This is a genomic window from Anisomitus miae (SeqCode), from assembly GCF_054906395.1.
This window is the reverse complement of record NZ_JBRACL010000003.1, coordinates 135,714-153,370: the sequence shown is the minus strand read 5'-3', so window position 1 is coordinate 153,370 and position 17,657 is coordinate 135,714. Positions and strand designations below refer to the sequence as shown.

The 17,657-nt window shown below is 28.9% G+C and carries 15 protein-coding genes; 7 read left to right on the top strand and 8 right to left on the bottom strand.

Annotated elements, in window-relative coordinates; genetic code table 11:
- Complete coding sequence (gene aroF / locus AALI31_RS01260) at positions 1 to 999, bottom strand: 3-deoxy-7-phosphoheptulonate synthase (RefSeq protein ID WP_489884714.1); 999 nt, start codon at positions 997 to 999, stop codon at positions 1 to 3.
- A gap of 190 nt (positions 1,000 to 1,189) precedes the next feature.
- On the opposite strand from aroF, the gene AALI31_RS01255 reads away from it, so the two are divergent.
- Together AALI31_RS01255 and AALI31_RS01250 are read left to right on the top strand one after the other, a co-directional pair.
- Positions 1,190 to 4,156, top strand: coding sequence for a vitamin B12-dependent ribonucleotide reductase (locus AALI31_RS01255; RefSeq protein ID WP_489884713.1), 2,967 nt, complete (start codon positions 1,190 to 1,192; stop codon positions 4,154 to 4,156).
- 71 nt (positions 4,157 to 4,227) lie between these two features.
- A complete protein-coding gene (locus tag AALI31_RS01250) occupies positions 4,228 to 5,115 on the top strand; it encodes a hypothetical protein (protein WP_489884712.1) in 888 nt (295 codons plus the stop codon).
- Between the two features lie 5 nt (positions 5,116 to 5,120).
- Here AALI31_RS01250 and AALI31_RS01245 read toward each other — a convergent pair whose 3' ends face one another.
- Positions 5,121 to 5,432 carry a hypothetical protein gene (locus tag AALI31_RS01245; protein ID WP_489884711.1) on the bottom strand — a complete coding sequence of 104 codons (312 nt, stop codon included), beginning with the start codon at positions 5,430 to 5,432 and terminating at the stop codon, positions 5,121 to 5,123.
- 145 nt (positions 5,433 to 5,577) lie between these two features.
- On the opposite strand from AALI31_RS01245, the gene AALI31_RS01240 reads away from it, so the two are divergent.
- Positions 5,578 to 5,775, top strand: a complete 198-nt coding sequence (locus AALI31_RS01240) for a DUF378 domain-containing protein (RefSeq protein ID WP_489884710.1) — start codon at positions 5,578 to 5,580, stop codon at positions 5,773 to 5,775.
- Positions 5,776 to 5,809: 34 nt separating this feature from the next.
- On the opposite strand, the gene AALI31_RS01235 is transcribed toward AALI31_RS01240, so the two are convergent.
- Both AALI31_RS01235 and AALI31_RS01230 read right to left on the bottom strand, forming a co-directional pair.
- The gene (locus tag AALI31_RS01235) at positions 5,810 to 7,564 is read right to left on the bottom strand and encodes a phosphoenolpyruvate carboxykinase (protein ID WP_489884709.1); all 1,755 of its coding nucleotides are present in this window, start codon (positions 7,562 to 7,564) and stop codon (positions 5,810 to 5,812) included.
- Positions 7,565 to 7,589: 25 nt separating this feature from the next.
- Positions 7,590 to 8,315 (bottom strand): lysophospholipid acyltransferase family protein, encoded by a 726-nt coding sequence (locus AALI31_RS01230; RefSeq protein WP_489884708.1) that lies wholly within the window; start codon positions 8,313 to 8,315, stop codon positions 7,590 to 7,592.
- 163 nt (positions 8,316 to 8,478) lie between these two features.
- Here AALI31_RS01230 and AALI31_RS01225 point away from each other — a divergent pair, with 163 nt between their 5' ends.
- The 3 genes from AALI31_RS01225 to gltX all read left to right on the top strand — a co-directional run bounded on the left by AALI31_RS01225 (position 8,479) and on the right by gltX (position 10,810).
- Positions 8,479 to 8,718, top strand: coding sequence for a hypothetical protein (locus tag AALI31_RS01225; RefSeq protein WP_489884707.1), 240 nt, complete (start codon positions 8,479 to 8,481; stop codon positions 8,716 to 8,718).
- Complete coding sequence (locus AALI31_RS01220) at positions 8,702 to 9,307, top strand: ComEC/Rec2 family competence protein (RefSeq protein WP_489884706.1); 606 nt, start codon at positions 8,702 to 8,704, stop codon at positions 9,305 to 9,307. The genes AALI31_RS01225 and AALI31_RS01220 overlap by 17 nt, the downstream gene beginning before the upstream one ends.
- A 69-nt stretch (positions 9,308 to 9,376) precedes the next feature.
- The gene (gltX, locus tag AALI31_RS01215) at positions 9,377 to 10,810 is read left to right on the top strand and encodes a glutamate--tRNA ligase (RefSeq protein WP_489884705.1); all 1,434 of its coding nucleotides are present in this window, start codon (positions 9,377 to 9,379) and stop codon (positions 10,808 to 10,810) included.
- Between the two features lie 16 nt (positions 10,811 to 10,826).
- On the opposite strand, the gene AALI31_RS01210 is transcribed toward gltX, so the two are convergent.
- Complete coding sequence (locus AALI31_RS01210; RefSeq protein WP_489884704.1) at positions 10,827 to 11,534, bottom strand: ribonuclease H-like domain-containing protein; 708 nt, start codon at positions 11,532 to 11,534, stop codon at positions 10,827 to 10,829.
- Between the two features lie 490 nt (positions 11,535 to 12,024).
- Here AALI31_RS01210 and AALI31_RS01205 point away from each other — a divergent pair, with 490 nt between their 5' ends.
- The gene (locus AALI31_RS01205; protein ID WP_489884703.1) at positions 12,025 to 13,170 is read left to right on the top strand and encodes a pyridoxal-phosphate-dependent aminotransferase family protein; all 1,146 of its coding nucleotides are present in this window, start codon (positions 12,025 to 12,027) and stop codon (positions 13,168 to 13,170) included.
- Between the two features lie 19 nt (positions 13,171 to 13,189).
- Here the strand turns inward: AALI31_RS01205 and AALI31_RS01200 are convergent, their stop codons facing one another.
- The 3 genes from AALI31_RS01200 to AALI31_RS01190 form a co-directional block, all read right to left on the bottom strand.
- The gene (locus tag AALI31_RS01200) at positions 13,190 to 15,541 is read right to left on the bottom strand and encodes a GH36-type glycosyl hydrolase domain-containing protein (protein WP_489884702.1); all 2,352 of its coding nucleotides are present in this window, start codon (positions 15,539 to 15,541) and stop codon (positions 13,190 to 13,192) included.
- A 118-nt stretch (positions 15,542 to 15,659) separates the two neighbouring features.
- On the bottom strand, positions 15,660 to 16,700 hold the full coding sequence (locus AALI31_RS01195; RefSeq protein ID WP_489884701.1) for a hypothetical protein: 1,041 nt from the start codon (positions 16,698 to 16,700) through the stop codon (positions 15,660 to 15,662).
- A 10-nt stretch (positions 16,701 to 16,710) separates the two neighbouring features.
- Complete coding sequence (locus AALI31_RS01190) at positions 16,711 to 17,523, bottom strand: mechanosensitive ion channel family protein (protein WP_489884700.1); 813 nt, start codon at positions 17,521 to 17,523, stop codon at positions 16,711 to 16,713.
- Positions 17,524 to 17,657 lie beyond the last annotated feature (134 nt).

The following is a 17,657-nucleotide window of genomic DNA, read 5'->3' as shown; positions in this document are numbered from 1 at the left end:
TCAAAATAAAACTTTTCTAATTTCATCTATTTTATCACTAATCTCCTTAAAATGCTCAGGCTTTATGGACTGGTTACCGTCTGACAATGCCTCATCAGGATTGTCGTGAACTTCAACCATAATACCATCACATCCAGCTGATACGCCTGCCAATGCAAGTGGAAAAATTAAATCACGTCTACCAGATGCATGACTAGGATCAATTATAATCGGAAGATGAGAAATGCTCTTCACAAGTGGCACTACTGATATGTCTAATGTATTCCTCGTTGATTCCTCAAAAGTTCTAATTCCTCTTTCACAAAGTATAACATTCATGTTCCCATTGGAAACAATGTACTCAGCACTAAGCAAAAGTTCCTCTAAGGTAGCACTCATACCCCTTTTTAATAAAATTGGTTTTTTTAATTTTCCCAGACGCTTCAGCAAATCATAATTTTGCATATTTCTGGCACCGACTTGAATTATATCTGAATATTCGTTAAACAAATCAATGTGTTCAATAGACATTATTTCACTTACAATTTTAACATCAAGTTCATCTGCAATTGTCCTCATGGATCTAAGAGCTTCCTCACCAATACCCTGAAAAAAATACGGAGACGTCCTCGGTTTAAATGCCCCTCCTCTAATTATGTTGACCCCAAATCCTTTTAAAGATGAAGCAATTTTCCTAAATGTCTCTTCATTTTCGAAGGAACATGGACCACCTATTTTCTGAAAATGTCCATTTCCAATTTTAAAACCTCCAACATCTATGATGGTATCTTGATCTTTAAACTGTCTGCTTACAAATTTATATTGTGCATCAATTTCAACGATCTTTTCAATACCAGTAAACCTTTCTGCAATATACCTTTTTGTAATTTGATTCGATAGTAAATAAACACCCCTTAGTTTTTTATCAAAATTAAAATCTATAAACTTGAAATCTGAAATAAAATTTCTGATTTTATCTACCTGATCAATAGAAATATTTTCTTTAAAAAATATAAGCATTAATTTTCTCCTATTATCAAATCTTGTACGGAAAAATAATTTAAAATTCCATTATCAATTTTACCATCAATATTTCCTTTTTCCAATTTTGAAAATATTTTTAGAAATTTCATGTGAATAAAATAGGTTTCCTAAAATTTTTTTTTCTGTTAAAATATCTTCAACTTTAAATACTGAAGGGTGGTTACACATGGAAAATATAGGTAACATGTTAAAAAGATATTTTACAAAAACACTTGAGGACAATCCTTCCCTTAGTGTCTTTGATTTATTTAAATGGAAAAGAGTAGATGTTATACTCAAAGATTACAAAACAGGAAAAACGTTGCATGAAATGAGAGATTTAGAATTCCCCGAACACTTCTCTCAAACTGCTTGCGATATAATTGCTACAAAATATTTTAGAAAAAGCGGAGTTCCAAACGAGACTGGTGCTGAAAATTCATTTAGAATGATCGCTGATCGACTTGTCAAATTTTGGCTATCTTCATTAAAAGACGAAGGTCTCATCAAAAATGAAAATCAAGAGAAGATATTTTATGATGAAACGGTTTATGCATTTATTGATCAGAGATTTGCTCCAAATTCACCTCAGTGGTTCAATACAGGTTTAAATATGGCCTATGCTATAAAAGGAGAACCTCAGAGCACTTATTACTACGATGTCAGCAAAAAAAGCGTAGTGAAATCAATCGATTCTTATACTAGAACTCAAGCATCTGCATGTTTTATATTATCAATAGAGGATACCTTGCTTGGTCCACATTCCATATCTGAGCAATACATAACAGAAACTAAATTATTTAAATTTGGCTCAGGAACAGGTACAAATTTTTCAAATATCCGTGCTGTGGGAGAAAAACTTTCAGGAGGAGGTTTCTCATCTGGTTTAATGAGTTTCTTGAAAGGTCTTGATAGAAATGCCGGAGCTATAAAATCTGGAGGTACAACTAGAAGAGCTGCCAAAATGGTGTGTTTAGATATAGACCACCCAGAGATTGAAGATTTCATAAATTGGAAATCGATAGAGGAAGACAAGGTACGTGCCTTGAGTAAAATGGGATATGATGGTAGTTTTGAAGGAGAGGCTTACAACACAGTATCAGGGCAAAATTCTAATAACTCAGTTAGGATTAATGATGAATTTATGAAAAAAGTTATGGATTTGAATAAAAATCCTGATTCCACAATCACTTTAAAAGGAAGAGTAGATTCATCCGTCGATAAGATTGTTAAAACCGAATTCTTATGGAATATTATGAATGAGGCTTCTCATAAATGTGCTGACCCAGCTCCACTATTTGATGATACTTTTAATGCGTGGCACACGTGCCCTGCAGGTGAGGATGGGAAATTTGGAGCGAAGTACAATCGAATTAATTCAACTAATCCATGTGCTGAATACGCATTTTTAGATGATACATCTTGTAATTTAGCATCAATAAATATATTAAAATTTTATGATAATGAGAACAATAAATTTAAACTCGATGAATATACACACATGATAAGAATATGCCAACTTATATTAGAGGCATCCATACATTTTGGACAATTTCCTACCCAAGACATTGCAAGGAAAACCCACATGTTTAGAACAACAGGACTCGGCATATGCAATCTTGCATCTCTGCTCATGATTATGGGAATTCCTTATGATTCAGATGAAGCCAGATGTTTTGCATCAAGTATCATTGGCATATTAACAGGAGAAAGCTATTTTATATCATCAGTCATGGCAAAATCCATTGGTGCCTTTGAAAAATTTGAGATAAATAGACCATACATGTTGAAAGTTATACGAAATCATTCTCGTGTTGCAGGATATCTAAATGATGATTTTGAGGACCTTAATTATACTCCTGTGAAAGTTGATCATTCCATCTTATATTCAATGAATTTAGGTGAAATATCAAAATACTTAAAAGAGGTTTGGGGAAATGTTTGCACACTTGGTGAGAAATATGGATATAGGAATGCTCAAGTATCTGTGATTGCTCCAACTGGTACGATATCTTTTGCCATGGATGCAGCATCTACCTCCATTGAGCCGTTTTTTTCACATATAGTATATAAAAAACTCTCAGGTGGTGGATATTTAACACTTTCAAATCCTGTAATAAGAGATACTCTTAAGAATCTCAAATATTCAGACAATCAAATTAAGGATATTTTATATTACATAGAAAAGACTGAGTTAGTAGAAAGTAATGGAGTGAAATATGAAAAAGTAGTTGATGGTAAGATAGAAGGTGCTCCTCATTTGAAAAGCGAACATCTAAATATTTTTGATACTGCAAATACATGTGGAAGTGGTTTAAGGTTCATCTCACCGGAAGGTCATGTGAAAATGGTAGCTGCAATAACACCATTGGTATCTGGCTCAATCTCAAAAACAGTTAACCTTCCAAACAATTCAACAGTTGATGATTTCAAAAACATAACTATGCTGAGTTGGAAACTTGGAGTTAAGGGAATTTCTTTGTATAGAGATGGTAGTAAGTTTGCACAACCTTTAAATAAGAATTTAGAAGACACAAACGATGCTCATGACTTAGAAAATCTTACATACTACGAGCTTCTATCCGTATCGAAATCGATGAAAGACAGGATGAAAAATCATTCTAAACGAAATAAGCCTTCTGGTATTAGAACTGGCACAACACACCCAGCCGAAATTGAGGATATAAAAATTTATACAACAGTTAATAGAAATACAGATGGTGAAATTTGTGAAATATATATAACAACAGATAGAGAAGGAACTTTAATAATGGGTTTATTGAATTCTTTATCTAAATCTTTGTCTGTTATGCTACAACATAAAGTCCCACCTCAAGATATCTCAACCATGCTTAGAGGACAAAAATATGAGCCTCATGGATTTGTCAAAAGACATCCTTATATAAAACATGCATCATCAATTTCAGATTTAATATCTAAAATTATTGATATAGAATTAGGTGACTACAGCTACTGCCAAATAAAACCTAATATAAACACTGAATCATTAAGTTTCCTATCTGATACCATCGATATGGTAAATTATGAAAAAATATATAATAAAACTTGTTCCAACTGTTCGAGTACTAAGATGTTTAGGAATGGGACTTGCTATGTATGTGGAGAATGTGGTTCAACAACAGGATGTAGCTAAGATTTTAAACAAAGTATATTTTTTATTTATTTAAAATATACTAAATTAAAATCAATATTAAAGGACACACTATGTCTAAAACTTTTATAAAAGGTATCTATTATAAACCTGATAGTGTTGATGAAAACCCGTATTATATTTTGAAAAATGCTAATAAAAACAAACTTAATTTTGTAATAATCGAATATTCAAATAGTGATTTGTTTTCGAACATAAATATTGATAAAAAACAGTTTTTAAAACTTAGATACATTCAAGAAAAAATAGAATTGTTTGAAAAAAAGTATAGAAGCATCGTTGGAATACTTTGTTTTAAATGTCGATCTATCATAGGTCCAATTAGGATATTACTGTCAAAGACTATATTTTGTAGTGAGATACTTAAACTCAACAATTTTTATTTATGGTGTTATGTAAATCAACCAACATTAATTTTATCTAAAATCAATTATCCATACGTTAAAAATAAAGCAATAAGGAAATACTTTTCCTTATTTTCTGATAATTTTATAAAATCTACTGATAATTTTATAGATATATTAAATAATAATTTTAATGTCGCCCCTATATATACCGATAAAGGCTATATATACATAAAAAATATTTATGAAAACTCTCATCTACTAAACTTTTCAGAAATAAAACAATTTATAATATCTCAAATCAAGAATGGTAATTTTTATACATCAAATTCTGATGATCTTTATTTAAACTTAGGGGTTAATAGACGTAAAAATATTACTAAAATAAATCTTCGTATTCAATCTCCATATTTTCTATACCAAAAATTTACTATTTTAAATAATCAAAACAACACTATTAAGATACAAGATTTATATAATTTAAAAAATGTATCATACTATCTTGACATAAAAAATAATGCAAATAAATTTATTGTCTTCAAAATAATTTCAAAGAACAATTTATTTGCATTAACTCCACCTATATTTATCAGATGAATTTCTTACTTTTTGGCTCTATTTGATTTAGGCTTTGGTCTATGCTTTATAACTTTCCTATTTTTATTCTTAATTTTTTCCCGTCGGTCATCCATGTACAAATCTATAAACCAAAGCAACAAAATAACATATACCCACTGAACTATATAAATTATGTAGTTAGGAAGGTTTACAAAAACTGAACCAGCGAACGAAATTAGAAACAGACTAAACACTATCCATTTATTTATTTTCAAATTTGATAAAATAAATATCTTAAGCAAATTATAACTAAAGAAAGCTATTATTATAAATAAAACAATACTTAAAATTTTCATGTATCTAAACTCCTCAATACCAGTTATTTTTTAAAAATTACCAAACCAGATGCCATACATTACCTTAATATTTAAATATACTTTAGACAATACTAAATTAGGAATCATAGAAAACCTAATTTAAAAAGGAGGATTTTTGATAAATATGAAATTTTTAAATAGTATAGCTCTAGTATTGGTAATCGTGGGAGCAATAAATTGGGGATCCATAGGATTTTTTAAATTTGACTTTATATCTTATCTTTTTGGACAACTAACATTACTAAGCAGGATAATATTTGCTGTAGTTGGAATATTCGGAATATACTCTATAAAATTTCTGCTAGATCTCACATCCGAGTAATAATTAAACCAAGTTAAAGGCTTTAATTTTACCTTTAATTTGGTTTATTTTTTATTATATCAAACAAATCTAATGCTGCGTTTTTAGGACCATCTTTTTCCATTCCAACTATACCTAGACAAGTTTTTATTTCACCAATTTTAATTTTAAATTCAAACATTTTGCTAAAATACCTGTCAAGAAGTACATCTACCTCTTCTCTTCTCTGCAAAGGACCGAAAGGATTTGCAAAATACGAAGACACCAGTCCTTTCTCATGTGTTGTACCCTTAGCTATTCTATTTCCATCCTTGAAAATTTTAAGAATATCTTTTTTAAATTTTTCTTCGTATAATTTTATAGTGCTACCTTCGACTCTTTCATAATTATTAGCATACAAAAATAAATCTACTTTACTTCCCCTGATAATATCTCTATAATTAGAAACTGGCATCACAAGACGAGCGTTAGTTTTATCTGGATTCATAAATATACTTCTGTTTATTTCCTTAAATGCATATCCTTGATCTAAATCATCCAATCTAACAAATGCACCTATTTCAGTTCCATAACCGTATACACCATCTTGCATGATTTTTAATACGCCCATATCATCAAATATCACAACCATATCTGATATATATTCCTCACCTAGACTTCTAAAAGCCTCCAACGATTCTGATTTTCCAACTCCCGAATCTCCTACAATTACAATATTAGAGGAAGTCCCATCCTTTAGGGTAATTGAAACCATAGCACCATGAACTGGTAAATATCCTCTTTTAATCATGAATATATTGTGAAGAGTTAGTGCCATTTTCTTCAAGTACCCAAAATAGTCGATCTCCTTACCATAGGTGATTACTCCAACTAATATTCCATTTTTTTCATCGTCATAGAAAACCGTTCTATGCTTACTATTTTTATCTAACGTAATATCTTCAGCTCCGTAAAGACAAACCACATCTGGTTTAACTCCAATATATTCATCTCTGTGGGCAATTTCAAATAAATTTGATAAAGCAATACCATTAGCCATAAAGTCCCTGTGAAAATAAATAAATGCTAATAATTCACCAATCTTCGCAGGGTAGCAAAACCAATCTTCATCCTCTATCTCACAATTCAGAAATGGGTTATCATAAACTTCCTCAAAGCATCCTTCTCTCGTATTTTTCTTAGGATAACATATAAAAGGTGCTTCCAAAGAAATAGTATCCACAAATTTTATATTCTTCACTATTTTATATCCTTCGAAGTCCCAACTATAATTGTTTAAAATTATCGATGCATTATTTCCGGATTTTAATTGTCTATAAACAAGCGGTTCCTTTGAAGTAACTGACTTCTTGACCTTCCTATACAATTCTGTAACAAGATTTGTAAAATTTGTATTTGCACTAACAAATCCAAGTTTTATTACACCCTCATTTAAATAATTTTGAGTTAAAATAGTATACCTTTCAAGTTTTATCCAATAAGAATACAAATCATCTATAAAATTATCAAATTTATATTTGTCTTCAAGTACATAAGCATACTTGATTTTCATATTAATTACTTCTTGTCTATCAAAAATAGTCAATAATTCAATTATTCTTATCAATGATAATACAAACTCATCCATGTTCTCTATACCTCTCAAAAGGTATTTAAAAACACTATCTTTTCTTTCTATCTTCTTATTTAAGTAGTTTGTCAATACATTTCTAAATCCACTACTCTCAAGCACATCTTCAAAATTATTACAATATTTCTTGGTAAAATTCATCATAACTTTATCATTACTTAGTGAAAATTCTTTTATCATTAACTCCCTCACCTACCTTAAAAACTCAAACAAACTCCTTATAAACTTCATTTATCTTATTACGCACAATATTATTTAAATCATTTATCTCATCAGTACTTAATTTTGTAACATCTATAGACTCTAAGAATATTGCCTTTACATCACCCTTCGAAATCTTCTTGTTGTTATCCTCGTAAACACTTCTAGTACCTACCAAAACTAAAGGAAGTATCTTAGCACCTGATTTCAAACTCATCTTAAAACTCCCTTTTTTAAATTCACCAATTTCACCTGTGGTGCTTCTAGTTCCTTCTGGGAAAATACACATGCTGATACCATTTCTTAAGTTATTAACTCCCTTATTTATTTCGTTTATAGAATTACGGACACTATCCCTATCTAAAAAGATACACCCACACATACGCATCCAATTACTCAAAACAATTATATTCGATATCTCTTTCTTACAAACGAAATTAAAATATTTGGGAAATGCCTTTATAATCACAGCAATATCTGCAAGGCCTAGGTGATTGGAGACTATAAGATAAGTTTCATCAACATCCACATTTTCTATACCCAAAACCTCGAAATTCATACGTGAACTTCTAAACATAGTATCAGAATAAAGCTCGTAGGACTTAGATGCAATTTTATAAAATGTTTCCATGTCCCCACTAATATAAGACGCTTTAAACTTTCTATAATTAAAGGCCAAGTACAGCCAAAGCTTTGCTGATAAAATCCAATGAATAAATGTTTTAAACACAACATCACCCTAATTCTAAACCAAAATTCAAAAATACTTTTTATTTTAATTATATTAACTAACTGTAAGAAATTACAAGTAATTTTTTATTTCGTGAATATTACTTAAACACTATGAAAAAATACCTAAATATGTACCAAATCTTTCCTTAAGAGGTGAACAGATGAAAATATTCTATAAATTCATTTTTATAATTTGTTCTTTTTTATTAATATCTTGCTCCAAACAAGAAAATATTTTAGACATTTTTTTCTTTGATGTAAAACAAGGTGATTCAAGCTTTATAAATTATAACGATATATCCATTCTTGTTGACACGGGTGAATCAATTTTCACAGATACTGTAGTCGATATTCTAAAATCTAAATATACTCAACATAGACTACATGATATTAACTCATGATCACTCAGATCATTCTTCAGGATTTTTCAAAATTCATGATAATTTCGAGATTAAGAATTTAATTTTACCTGATACGTTAAGAGATAAAACATTCAATGAAATTGAAAATTTTTTAGAAAATTCCAATACTAAAATACACTACATAAAAAATCCAAAAATTTTAAAGATTATGGATAATTTTCAACTGAAATTTTTATCATCATTTGATTCTCCTCCAACAGAATTTAATGACTCCTCATTAGTGTTCATGTTAAGTGTTTTCGATTTTGATGTACTATACACTGGAGACATAGAAGAAGATGGCCAATTAAATTTGCTAAATCACAATATTGAAAGTGAAGTATTAAAAGTTCCTCATCATGGAGCGTACAATAACGATAAAAATAATGTAGAAAAATTTTTAAATAAAGTGAATCCTCTAATATCCATTATAAGTGTTGGAAACAATCCATATGGTCATCCTAATAAAAATACTTTAAATATATTAAAAAATTTAGATTCTAAGATTTTAAGAACAGATATTCAAGGAACCATTAACATAACTTGCGATTTTAAAAACAATTCTCTAGTCATAAATAATTCATTTTAGTGTATTTTAGTAAACCAATTTTTTATGTATAATCTTATTGTAACGATTTAAAGGGAGGTCATAGTCTCGATGATTAGAACACGCTTTGCTCCAAGTCCAACTGGATATATGCACATAGGAAATTTAAGAACTGCTCTATATGCATATTTAATTGCAAAAAAACAAAATGGAAAATTTATTCTTAGAATAGAAGATACTGACTCTGAACGCTATGTCGAAGGTGCAATTGATATAATTTTAAATTCATTAAGAGACACTGGATTAAGTTATGATGAGGGACCAATTGTAGGTGGGAATTTTGGTCCGTACATTCAAAGCGAACGAAAACAACTATATGAAGAATATGCTGAGAGGTTAGTCAATGAAGGACATGCGTATTATTGTTTTTGTACAATAGAAAGATTATCAAAACTAAGAGAGGAAGCAAATAAAAATAATACAGTCTTCAAATATGATAAACATTGTTTAAACTTAAGTAAGAATCAAATCGAAAATAAAATTAAGAACATGGAACCTTATGTTATAAGGCAAAACAATCCAACGGAAGGGACAACTACATTTAATGACATCCTATATGGAAAAATAACTGTTCCAAATTTCGAATTAGAAGACATGATCCTACTTAAGTCAGATAAAATGCCAACATATAACTTCGCAAACGTTATAGACGACCATTTAATGAAAATAACTCACGTAGTTCGTGGTAAAGAATACTTGTCTTCAACTCCAAAATATAAAAGGCTTTATGATGCTTTTAATTGGGATATTCCAACATACATACACTGCCCTCATATTATGAAAAGCGAGACTGAGAAACTTTCTAAAAGAAATGGTGATGCATCTTATGATGATTTAATAAAAAGTGGATACTTAAGTGAAGCAATTATAAACTATATCGCCCTTCTTGGCTGGAGTCCAGATTCTAATAATGAATTTTTTACATTAAATGAATTAGTCAAAGCTTTCAATTACAACAATATATCAAAGTCATCATCTATTTTTGATATCAAAAAACTTACATGGATGAATTCAGAGTATATTAAAAGCATGGATAAAAATAAATTTCATATGATCGCAGAAAAATACTATTCAAACATACCAACACAAATCGACAGAATCTTACTATCAGAAATGCTTCAAAACAGATTAGAAATTCTTACACAAATTCCCGATGTAATTGATTTTTTAATCAAGCTTCCAGATTATGACTTAGGGATATTCGAGCACAAGAAAATGAAGACTTCTGTCGAATCATCTAGAAAAATATTATTAGAAGTACTTCCAATTTTTAAAAACACCTCAGATTATTCAATATCAAACTTAAACTCAGTAATAGAAAACTATATAAATTCAAATTCCTATAAAAACGGATTCGTATTATGGCCAATAAGATGTGCTCTATCTGGAAAATCATCAAGTCCAGGAGGTGCTTGTGAGCTTGCATATCTTCTTCAAAAAAACGAAACAATACGAAGAATTGAAATAGCTATAAATAAATTCTAAAATCACAAAGAAGACTTTAAAGAATATTTTCAAAGTCTTCTTTATACCCCACATGATCTTCTTTGTCCATGAACTTTTTTATTCTTTGCCACCTCACATATATATAAAATAAGTTAATCACATCATCACAATTATAATTCAATATTTTAACAACCTTCTCTTCAGGAATCCTATTTATGTAATCACTATCTTTAATTATTTTTGAGAACGTCTTAGCTATAGTGGCACCGCTCATAAGTTCACCTTTCCTATTTATTCCCGCTATCTTTTCAAGATTTTTAAGACCAATATTTTCCTTGTTATGAGAAATCTTTGAGAATTCTTTCTGCAAATCTATCTCCTCAAAATAATCTTTTATATCAAAATCTATCTTGTGCTGATTAAAAAGATAATTTATAACTGTAAAATCATTGTTACCAGAAAAGGTTACTACATACTTCTTTTTAAATTCAGTACTCATCTTCTGAAAATAGTCTCTAACAAGTAACAATATAGTCTGAACTTCATATCTATTCTCTATCATGTACTGAACCACCGCTAACTTATTTAACTCCTCATCATAATAACAAGACCCAAACACACCAACACAAATAGGTCTCTTATAAACATAATGTTCTAGATCAAAATATACAGCATTCCTAAATACGTCCGGTGTACGCTCTCTATCTAAGACCTCATTGAGATCAAATTCCTCCACTTCATGATACTGCTCTAGTATTCTCATAAATCTTACCGCTCACTTATCTAACAATTTACAGTTACTATTATAAATTTACATTATCAATAAAACAATATAATTTTAAAATGTTAATTACAACTTACTTTAAATTAAAATTTCACAAAATAACTTCCATGTTAATCCCAAATCACAAAATTACATTTTGAAATTTGTATTTTAGATAAAACCACATCTCAATGTAAAATTTTTCTACAAGTCAGTTAATAATTTTATAAACACTTCTAATCCCATAACTCTCAACTATATATTGCAAATTATGTATAATTTAATCAATGTAAAATTATTTTTCTCAATTATTCCACACTTTTAATAATTTTATACACATTTTTTGTTAATAACTATATATTTTTTTGATTTATTACTAAATGTTTTAACAAAATATATCGCTTAAAAATTTTATCTACAAAATAAGTGTGAATATGTTTATAATTTTAAAATGACTATGTTAGTTAATTTAATTGGGAGGTTTTTATAAATGAAACTTACATATTATCCTGGACCAACTAGTGTGAATTCTAATGTTTTACTATCTAGAGCTAAAATTTTTACTAATCCGGATTGGGATTTTATTTTTTTTGAACAATATAAACTTATTTGTTCAAAACTCCAAATCATATTTAAGACTACCAATAAAATAATTCTAATGTCAGGAGAAGGTATGATAGGTCTTGAAGCTGCTTGTTCTTGTTTGACTGAAAAAGGTGACAAAGTTCTTGTTATAAGTAATGGGATATTTGGAGCAGGCTTCAAAGAACTAGTTGAAATGTACGATGGGGATGTAACTCTATTCGAATCACCGAACGATTCTCCATTCGAGTTGAATAGATTTGAATCTTTTCTCAATGAAAATAATAATTTTAAATACGCAACAGTTGTTCATTGCGAAACACCGTCGTCTATGCTAAATCCAATAGATAAGATTTGTAAATTGCTTAAAAAATATAATATTATAACAGTTGTAGACATGGTTGCATCTCTTGGAGGTAGTCCAGTAAATGTAGATGAGTCAAAAATAGATATTGCATTGTGTGCATCTCAAAAATGTTTTTCAGCTCCACCTGGATTGACTTTTCTTAGTATATCCGATGATGCAATTGAAAAAATTAAAAATAGAAAATCAAAAATCCCTACCTATTATATGAATTTTTTAAATTACATAGATTATTACGAAAAAAAATGGTTCCCATACACAATGCCTATATCAGATATAAATGGACTTGAAACTTCAATAGATAATATTTTAAATGAAGGTTTAGAAAATGTATTGACCAGGCATAAAAATATATCAAGCTGCCTCTTAAAATCAATGAAAGATAATCATATAAATTCATTTGTCCCTGATACATGTTCATCTGAGACTGTGTCAACAATACTTCTTGAAGAAAATATTAAATCCTCTCAAGTAATTGAGTTTGTGCAAAAAAAATATAACATATTATTGAGCGGATCATTTGGGTTTTTGAAAGATAAGGTTATACGCATAGGACACATGGGAGAAAACGCAAGATATGAAAATATAATTCCTGTTTTATCTGCACTCGAAAGTGCCTTTTCACACCTATACAAAAGAGAAATTAATTTAGTAAAACAATTTAATAAATACTATAATGAAATAAACTGAGATTGATGTAAACTCAATCTCAGTTTATTTTCACGACCACATCATAAATTTTACCTTCCTCAATATCAGTTATGAGGTTTCCTTCTATGTAATTTCCATTTACGAATATTTTAATGTCGTTTCTACTACCTTCATTTTCAAATTCTATATTAAATCTTGAATTTTTATATAATCTAGATATCGAAAATTTCTTCCAAGATTTAAATGGTTTTGGATCTATTAATAATCCATTTAATGTCGCTCTAACTCCTATCACAAAGTTTGTGATTATTCTATGAAACCAAACACTAGAACCTGTATTAAAACTCCAATTCCCAACTCCAAAAGTCTCTGAGTAATCTCCGTCTACGCTCGATGGCATTACATAAGGCTCTAATTTATAAGAATCTATGATCCTTGACTTGTTTGGAGGTAAGATTTTATCGACTATATCCTGAGCAATATCTATCTCATTTATCATTATGAATGCCAAAATCCCCCACATACATGAGTGATAGTATATAGATCCATTTTCTCTAGTTCCCTCAGCATATCTAGTTATATACCCTATATTAACATCTGGACTATCGTAAGGAGGATCCAATATTTTTAATCCAAACTCCGTGTTCAATTTTTTATAAACCTGCTCCATTATTTTAAACTTCCTATCATCTTGGGCAATTCCACTTATTACAGCAAAAGCCTGAGACATCAAAAAGATTTTCCCATGATCATTATCAATACTTCCAATGAATCCACTATTAGAAATTCCTCTTAGATACCAAAGCTTGTGAAATCCAAATTTATTTACTCCCTGTTTTATAAATTCCATGTATAGCTTTATTTTATCAAGAAACGAAAAATCTTCTTTTACTTCACATATTTCTGTGAATTCATCTAGTACCAAATATAAAAACTCGCTTACAAAAATACTTTCTCCTTTAAAGTTACTTATAGCATCGTTCCAATCATGTTTTAAAATATTTGACAAACCCCTACTGCTTAAATTCCTCAAAGAATATTCAATGGACTTTTTCAAATGCAAGTACAAACTCTCACATTTATCGGAGTCTGCATATCTAATTTCGTGATCGAGTATATCTGTATCACAACTTTCCTTTATGTAAATAGATGAAATATAAACAAGCCATAAATTATCATCGCTTGAATAAGTGTCTATTAAAAAATCTGATTCATCCAGAAAAAAATGTACAGCTCTGCCATTAACAAACTGCAAAGTGGCCTGAAAGAGAATTTGATTTTTAATGATATCCTTGCTGCTAGTCAAAAATATTAAAGAATCTTGAAGGTGATCTCTATATCCTATACCTTTGTTTGATTGATAATAAGATGCTTTAGAGAAAAATCTACACATTATGGTTTGATATTTACACCAAATATTTATCATAAAATTAATTGCAATATCTGGGGTTGTTATCTTTTCATCATCTATGAATTGTCTAACATAATTTTTAAACTTAATAAATTCAAAATCTATATCAAATGTAGTTTTGTATTTACTTAAAACATCTTTTATATCATCTACAGATTCCCCAATTCCCATGTAAAAACTAAGATTTTTAGTTTCACATAAATCAAGTTCGACAACATTGTGTATACAAGATATACAATCTAGATTTTTACCACAAGTATTAGAAAGATATTCCATGTATAATTCCACAGGATTTTTAAAACTCCCATACATACCTATAAAATTCTCTTTCGAGGTTTCATAAGATTTAATTTCCTCAGTTGAACCCATAAAAAACGTATACTTGTAGTTCCGATTGTTACAATTTCTATCTTTGTCAATTACACCCCAAAGACTTTTATTTACCGTTATTAAATTCATATTTTTTAAAAACTTTGTTTCAAAAAACAGTTTATCAAATTCTCTATTCTCTTCAGGAAAATTTGAGAGATACATTTCTGCACAAAGAAACACACTTAACTTTCTCGGCTTTTCAGATTTGTTATTTAGAGTTATACTAAAAAACTCTATTCTATCTTCCTTAGATAAAAATACCTTCAATTCCGAATTTATTCCGTTATATGTATGTATAAATTTAGAATACCCAAGACCATGTATTACTTTATAATCATTGCCACACTTTTCAGTTGGCTTATATGTTGCACCCCATATATCGCCAGTCTCGTCATCACGTATATAAACATATTTTCCAAAATCATCTTTTACAGAGTCTTGAATAAATCTTGTAATTCTATTTTCTATAGAGTTTCTACCCCATGAATATCCACCACCTGTCTGAGTAATTAGAATGGAATATTCTCCATTACTTATTATGTTACTCCAAGGTTTTGGTGTTCTAGGATCAGTAATTACATATTCATACCCATCCTTTGAAAAATATCCGTACTTACAAAGAAACATAAGATCACACTTTCACTTTAAATTGAACTTATTTTATGTAATCTTATATAAATACATACTAATTTTCTAAATTTTAATTTTCAAGACGAGAGCATCACTATATTTAACTTTAAAAATTTTAAAAATCGTAAATTATAATTCCTGAAATAACACTATTTTCATCAGTTACTAGTTCTACGTGTTTGTGCAAACTAAAATCATCTGCATTGTAAATATACAAAGAATCATTTGATAAAATAAAAATTTTATCATCAATAATATCAAATACTCTTACACTATAGTCTAAAGTTCTTTTACGACTCTCCAAAGAATCCTTATCAATTATAACAACAGTATCATTCAAAATATTATCATTATCTGCTCTCACTATTACATATATTTCGTCACTATAAACCAACACTTTATCCAAATTTTTACTGTAAATATTTATATGTTCAAAGCTTTCAGTACTAATATCATAAATTCCAACTTTACCGAAATCACTTTCAGTTAATGGGTTGTAGTTTGTAAAATATATTTTACCATCATGATAAAATATATCATTTTGATAAATGCCAAAACTTGTTATATCAAAACTTTTAACAACTTCTAGATTATCTTTACTCAATATATTTAAAAAGGACGTCTCTTTACCATCACGACTAAACAGATAAATATTCGAACTATCTACGTAAAATTTATCAACCACGTAATCATTCAATTCAATTGTATCCACTATCTTTCTTCTATTTTTATCATATCTACTGAATTTATTTATAGAATGCGTTATGTATATATAATCATCATCAACTGCAATTTTATATATCTCTCCTATGTTAAGATTAATTTTTGAATATCCATTAGTAAATTTATCAACAGCAATTATGTAACTTTTTACATCTCTTGAAAGCACATTACTCGATTTTACATAAAAATTTTCTTGATCAAACGGTATAAAATCATCTAAATATCCCATACCCTCTATCGAGAATTTAACTTTATTTACATGCTCTCCATTGTCATCATACTGATTTATAAAAGATACCTTCCTATCTTTGTTAAATGAAATTACACCTATATAACTCCCAATATTAAAATTATCGGAATTCAAAGATCCACAGGAAAACAAAGATAAAATCATTACCATAAAAATTGCTAACTTATATATAGCATAACGCATTAACTTCCTCCTATTTTTCCAAAATAGAATGTCTATTTATTGGTAACTTAATATTACTATCTAGAAACTCATCTATTATCAATGCCCTTAAATCACTTTGTATTTTCCAGTGTGAAAGGGACTTTGAGTAACCAACAACCCTATAGGTTGTGCTAACTTCATTGACAGAAACAATTCCATATATACACGGTCTAACTATTATGTCTTCGTGGTTAAATTTATTTAATGCTACATTGATAATTCGAATAATATCTTCAGATTTTTGGTTAGAGTCCACCTGTATATCCACGAGAACTCTTGAATCTTTTCTTGAATGATTAGTTACATAATTTATAAGTCCATTTGGTATTACGTGATAATCTCCATTGAAATCTTTTAATTTTGTAATTCTCGCTTGTACACTATCAACAATCCCACAAAAGCTATTGCTTCCATTACCTATCGTTATATAGTCCCCAACTGTAAATTGATTTTCAAATGTAATAAATATCCCATTAAACAAATCTTTAATAATACTTTGAGACGCAAACCCAAGAGCAACTCCAATTATGCTAGTTATCGTGATACCAACAGCACCAACAAAATTTTGAATAAAAATCAATACTATTATGGAGATAAATGAGTATTTAACTATACTTAAAATAAGAGATTCTAAAGTAATAGCATGACTACGTTCAAGTTTATTGAAAAATTTTTTACTGAATACATTTCTTAACATTTTGCATGTAACTTTATAAAGAATGTACACAATCAAAAAACTCGAAACCAAATCAAAAACTTTTAATCCAAACTTAAATAAATAATTCTCCAAACCATTAATCAAGCCCTTCTACAAAATTATGGAAACAAAAAAGAAACATTTAGAAAAAAAGACACTTACAAGAAATGAAATCAAAATAAGACAAAATTTAAAAAAATATAAAGTTATTATGTATTGTATACGAGTCTATAACTTAT

Excerpts from the sequence above, each read along its gene's own strand:
- AALI31_RS01195 (WP_489884701.1), bottom strand. The coding sequence starts at position 16,700 with ATGCGTTATGCTATATATAAGTTAGCAATTTTTATGGTAATGATTTTA.
- AALI31_RS01255 (WP_489884713.1), top strand. The coding sequence starts at position 1,190 with ATGGAAAATATAGGTAACATGTTAAAAAGATATTTTACAAAAACACTT.
- AALI31_RS01200 (WP_489884702.1), bottom strand. The coding sequence starts at position 15,541 with ATGTTTCTTTGTAAGTACGGATATTTTTCAAAGGATGGGTATGAATAT.
- AALI31_RS01225 (WP_489884707.1), top strand. The coding sequence starts at position 8,479 with ATGAAAATATTCTATAAATTCATTTTTATAATTTGTTCTTTTTTATTA.
- AALI31_RS01210 (WP_489884704.1), bottom strand. The coding sequence starts at position 11,534 with ATGAGAATACTAGAGCAGTATCATGAAGTGGAGGAATTTGATCTCAAT.
- AALI31_RS01250 (WP_489884712.1), top strand. The coding sequence starts at position 4,228 with ATGTCTAAAACTTTTATAAAAGGTATCTATTATAAACCTGATAGTGTT.
- gltX (WP_489884705.1), top strand. The coding sequence starts at position 9,377 with ATGATTAGAACACGCTTTGCTCCAAGTCCAACTGGATATATGCACATA.
- AALI31_RS01240 (WP_489884710.1), top strand. The coding sequence starts at position 5,578 with ATGAAATTTTTAAATAGTATAGCTCTAGTATTGGTAATCGTGGGAGCA.
- AALI31_RS01220 (WP_489884706.1), top strand. The coding sequence starts at position 8,702 with ATGATATTAACTCATGATCACTCAGATCATTCTTCAGGATTTTTCAAA.
- AALI31_RS01205 (WP_489884703.1), top strand. The coding sequence starts at position 12,025 with ATGAAACTTACATATTATCCTGGACCAACTAGTGTGAATTCTAATGTT.
- aroF (WP_489884714.1), bottom strand. The coding sequence starts at position 999 with ATGCTTATATTTTTTAAAGAAAATATTTCTATTGATCAGGTAGATAAA.
- AALI31_RS01245 (WP_489884711.1), bottom strand. The coding sequence starts at position 5,432 with ATGAAAATTTTAAGTATTGTTTTATTTATAATAATAGCTTTCTTTAGT.
- AALI31_RS01235 (WP_489884709.1), bottom strand. The coding sequence starts at position 7,564 with ATGATAAAAGAATTTTCACTAAGTAATGATAAAGTTATGATGAATTTT.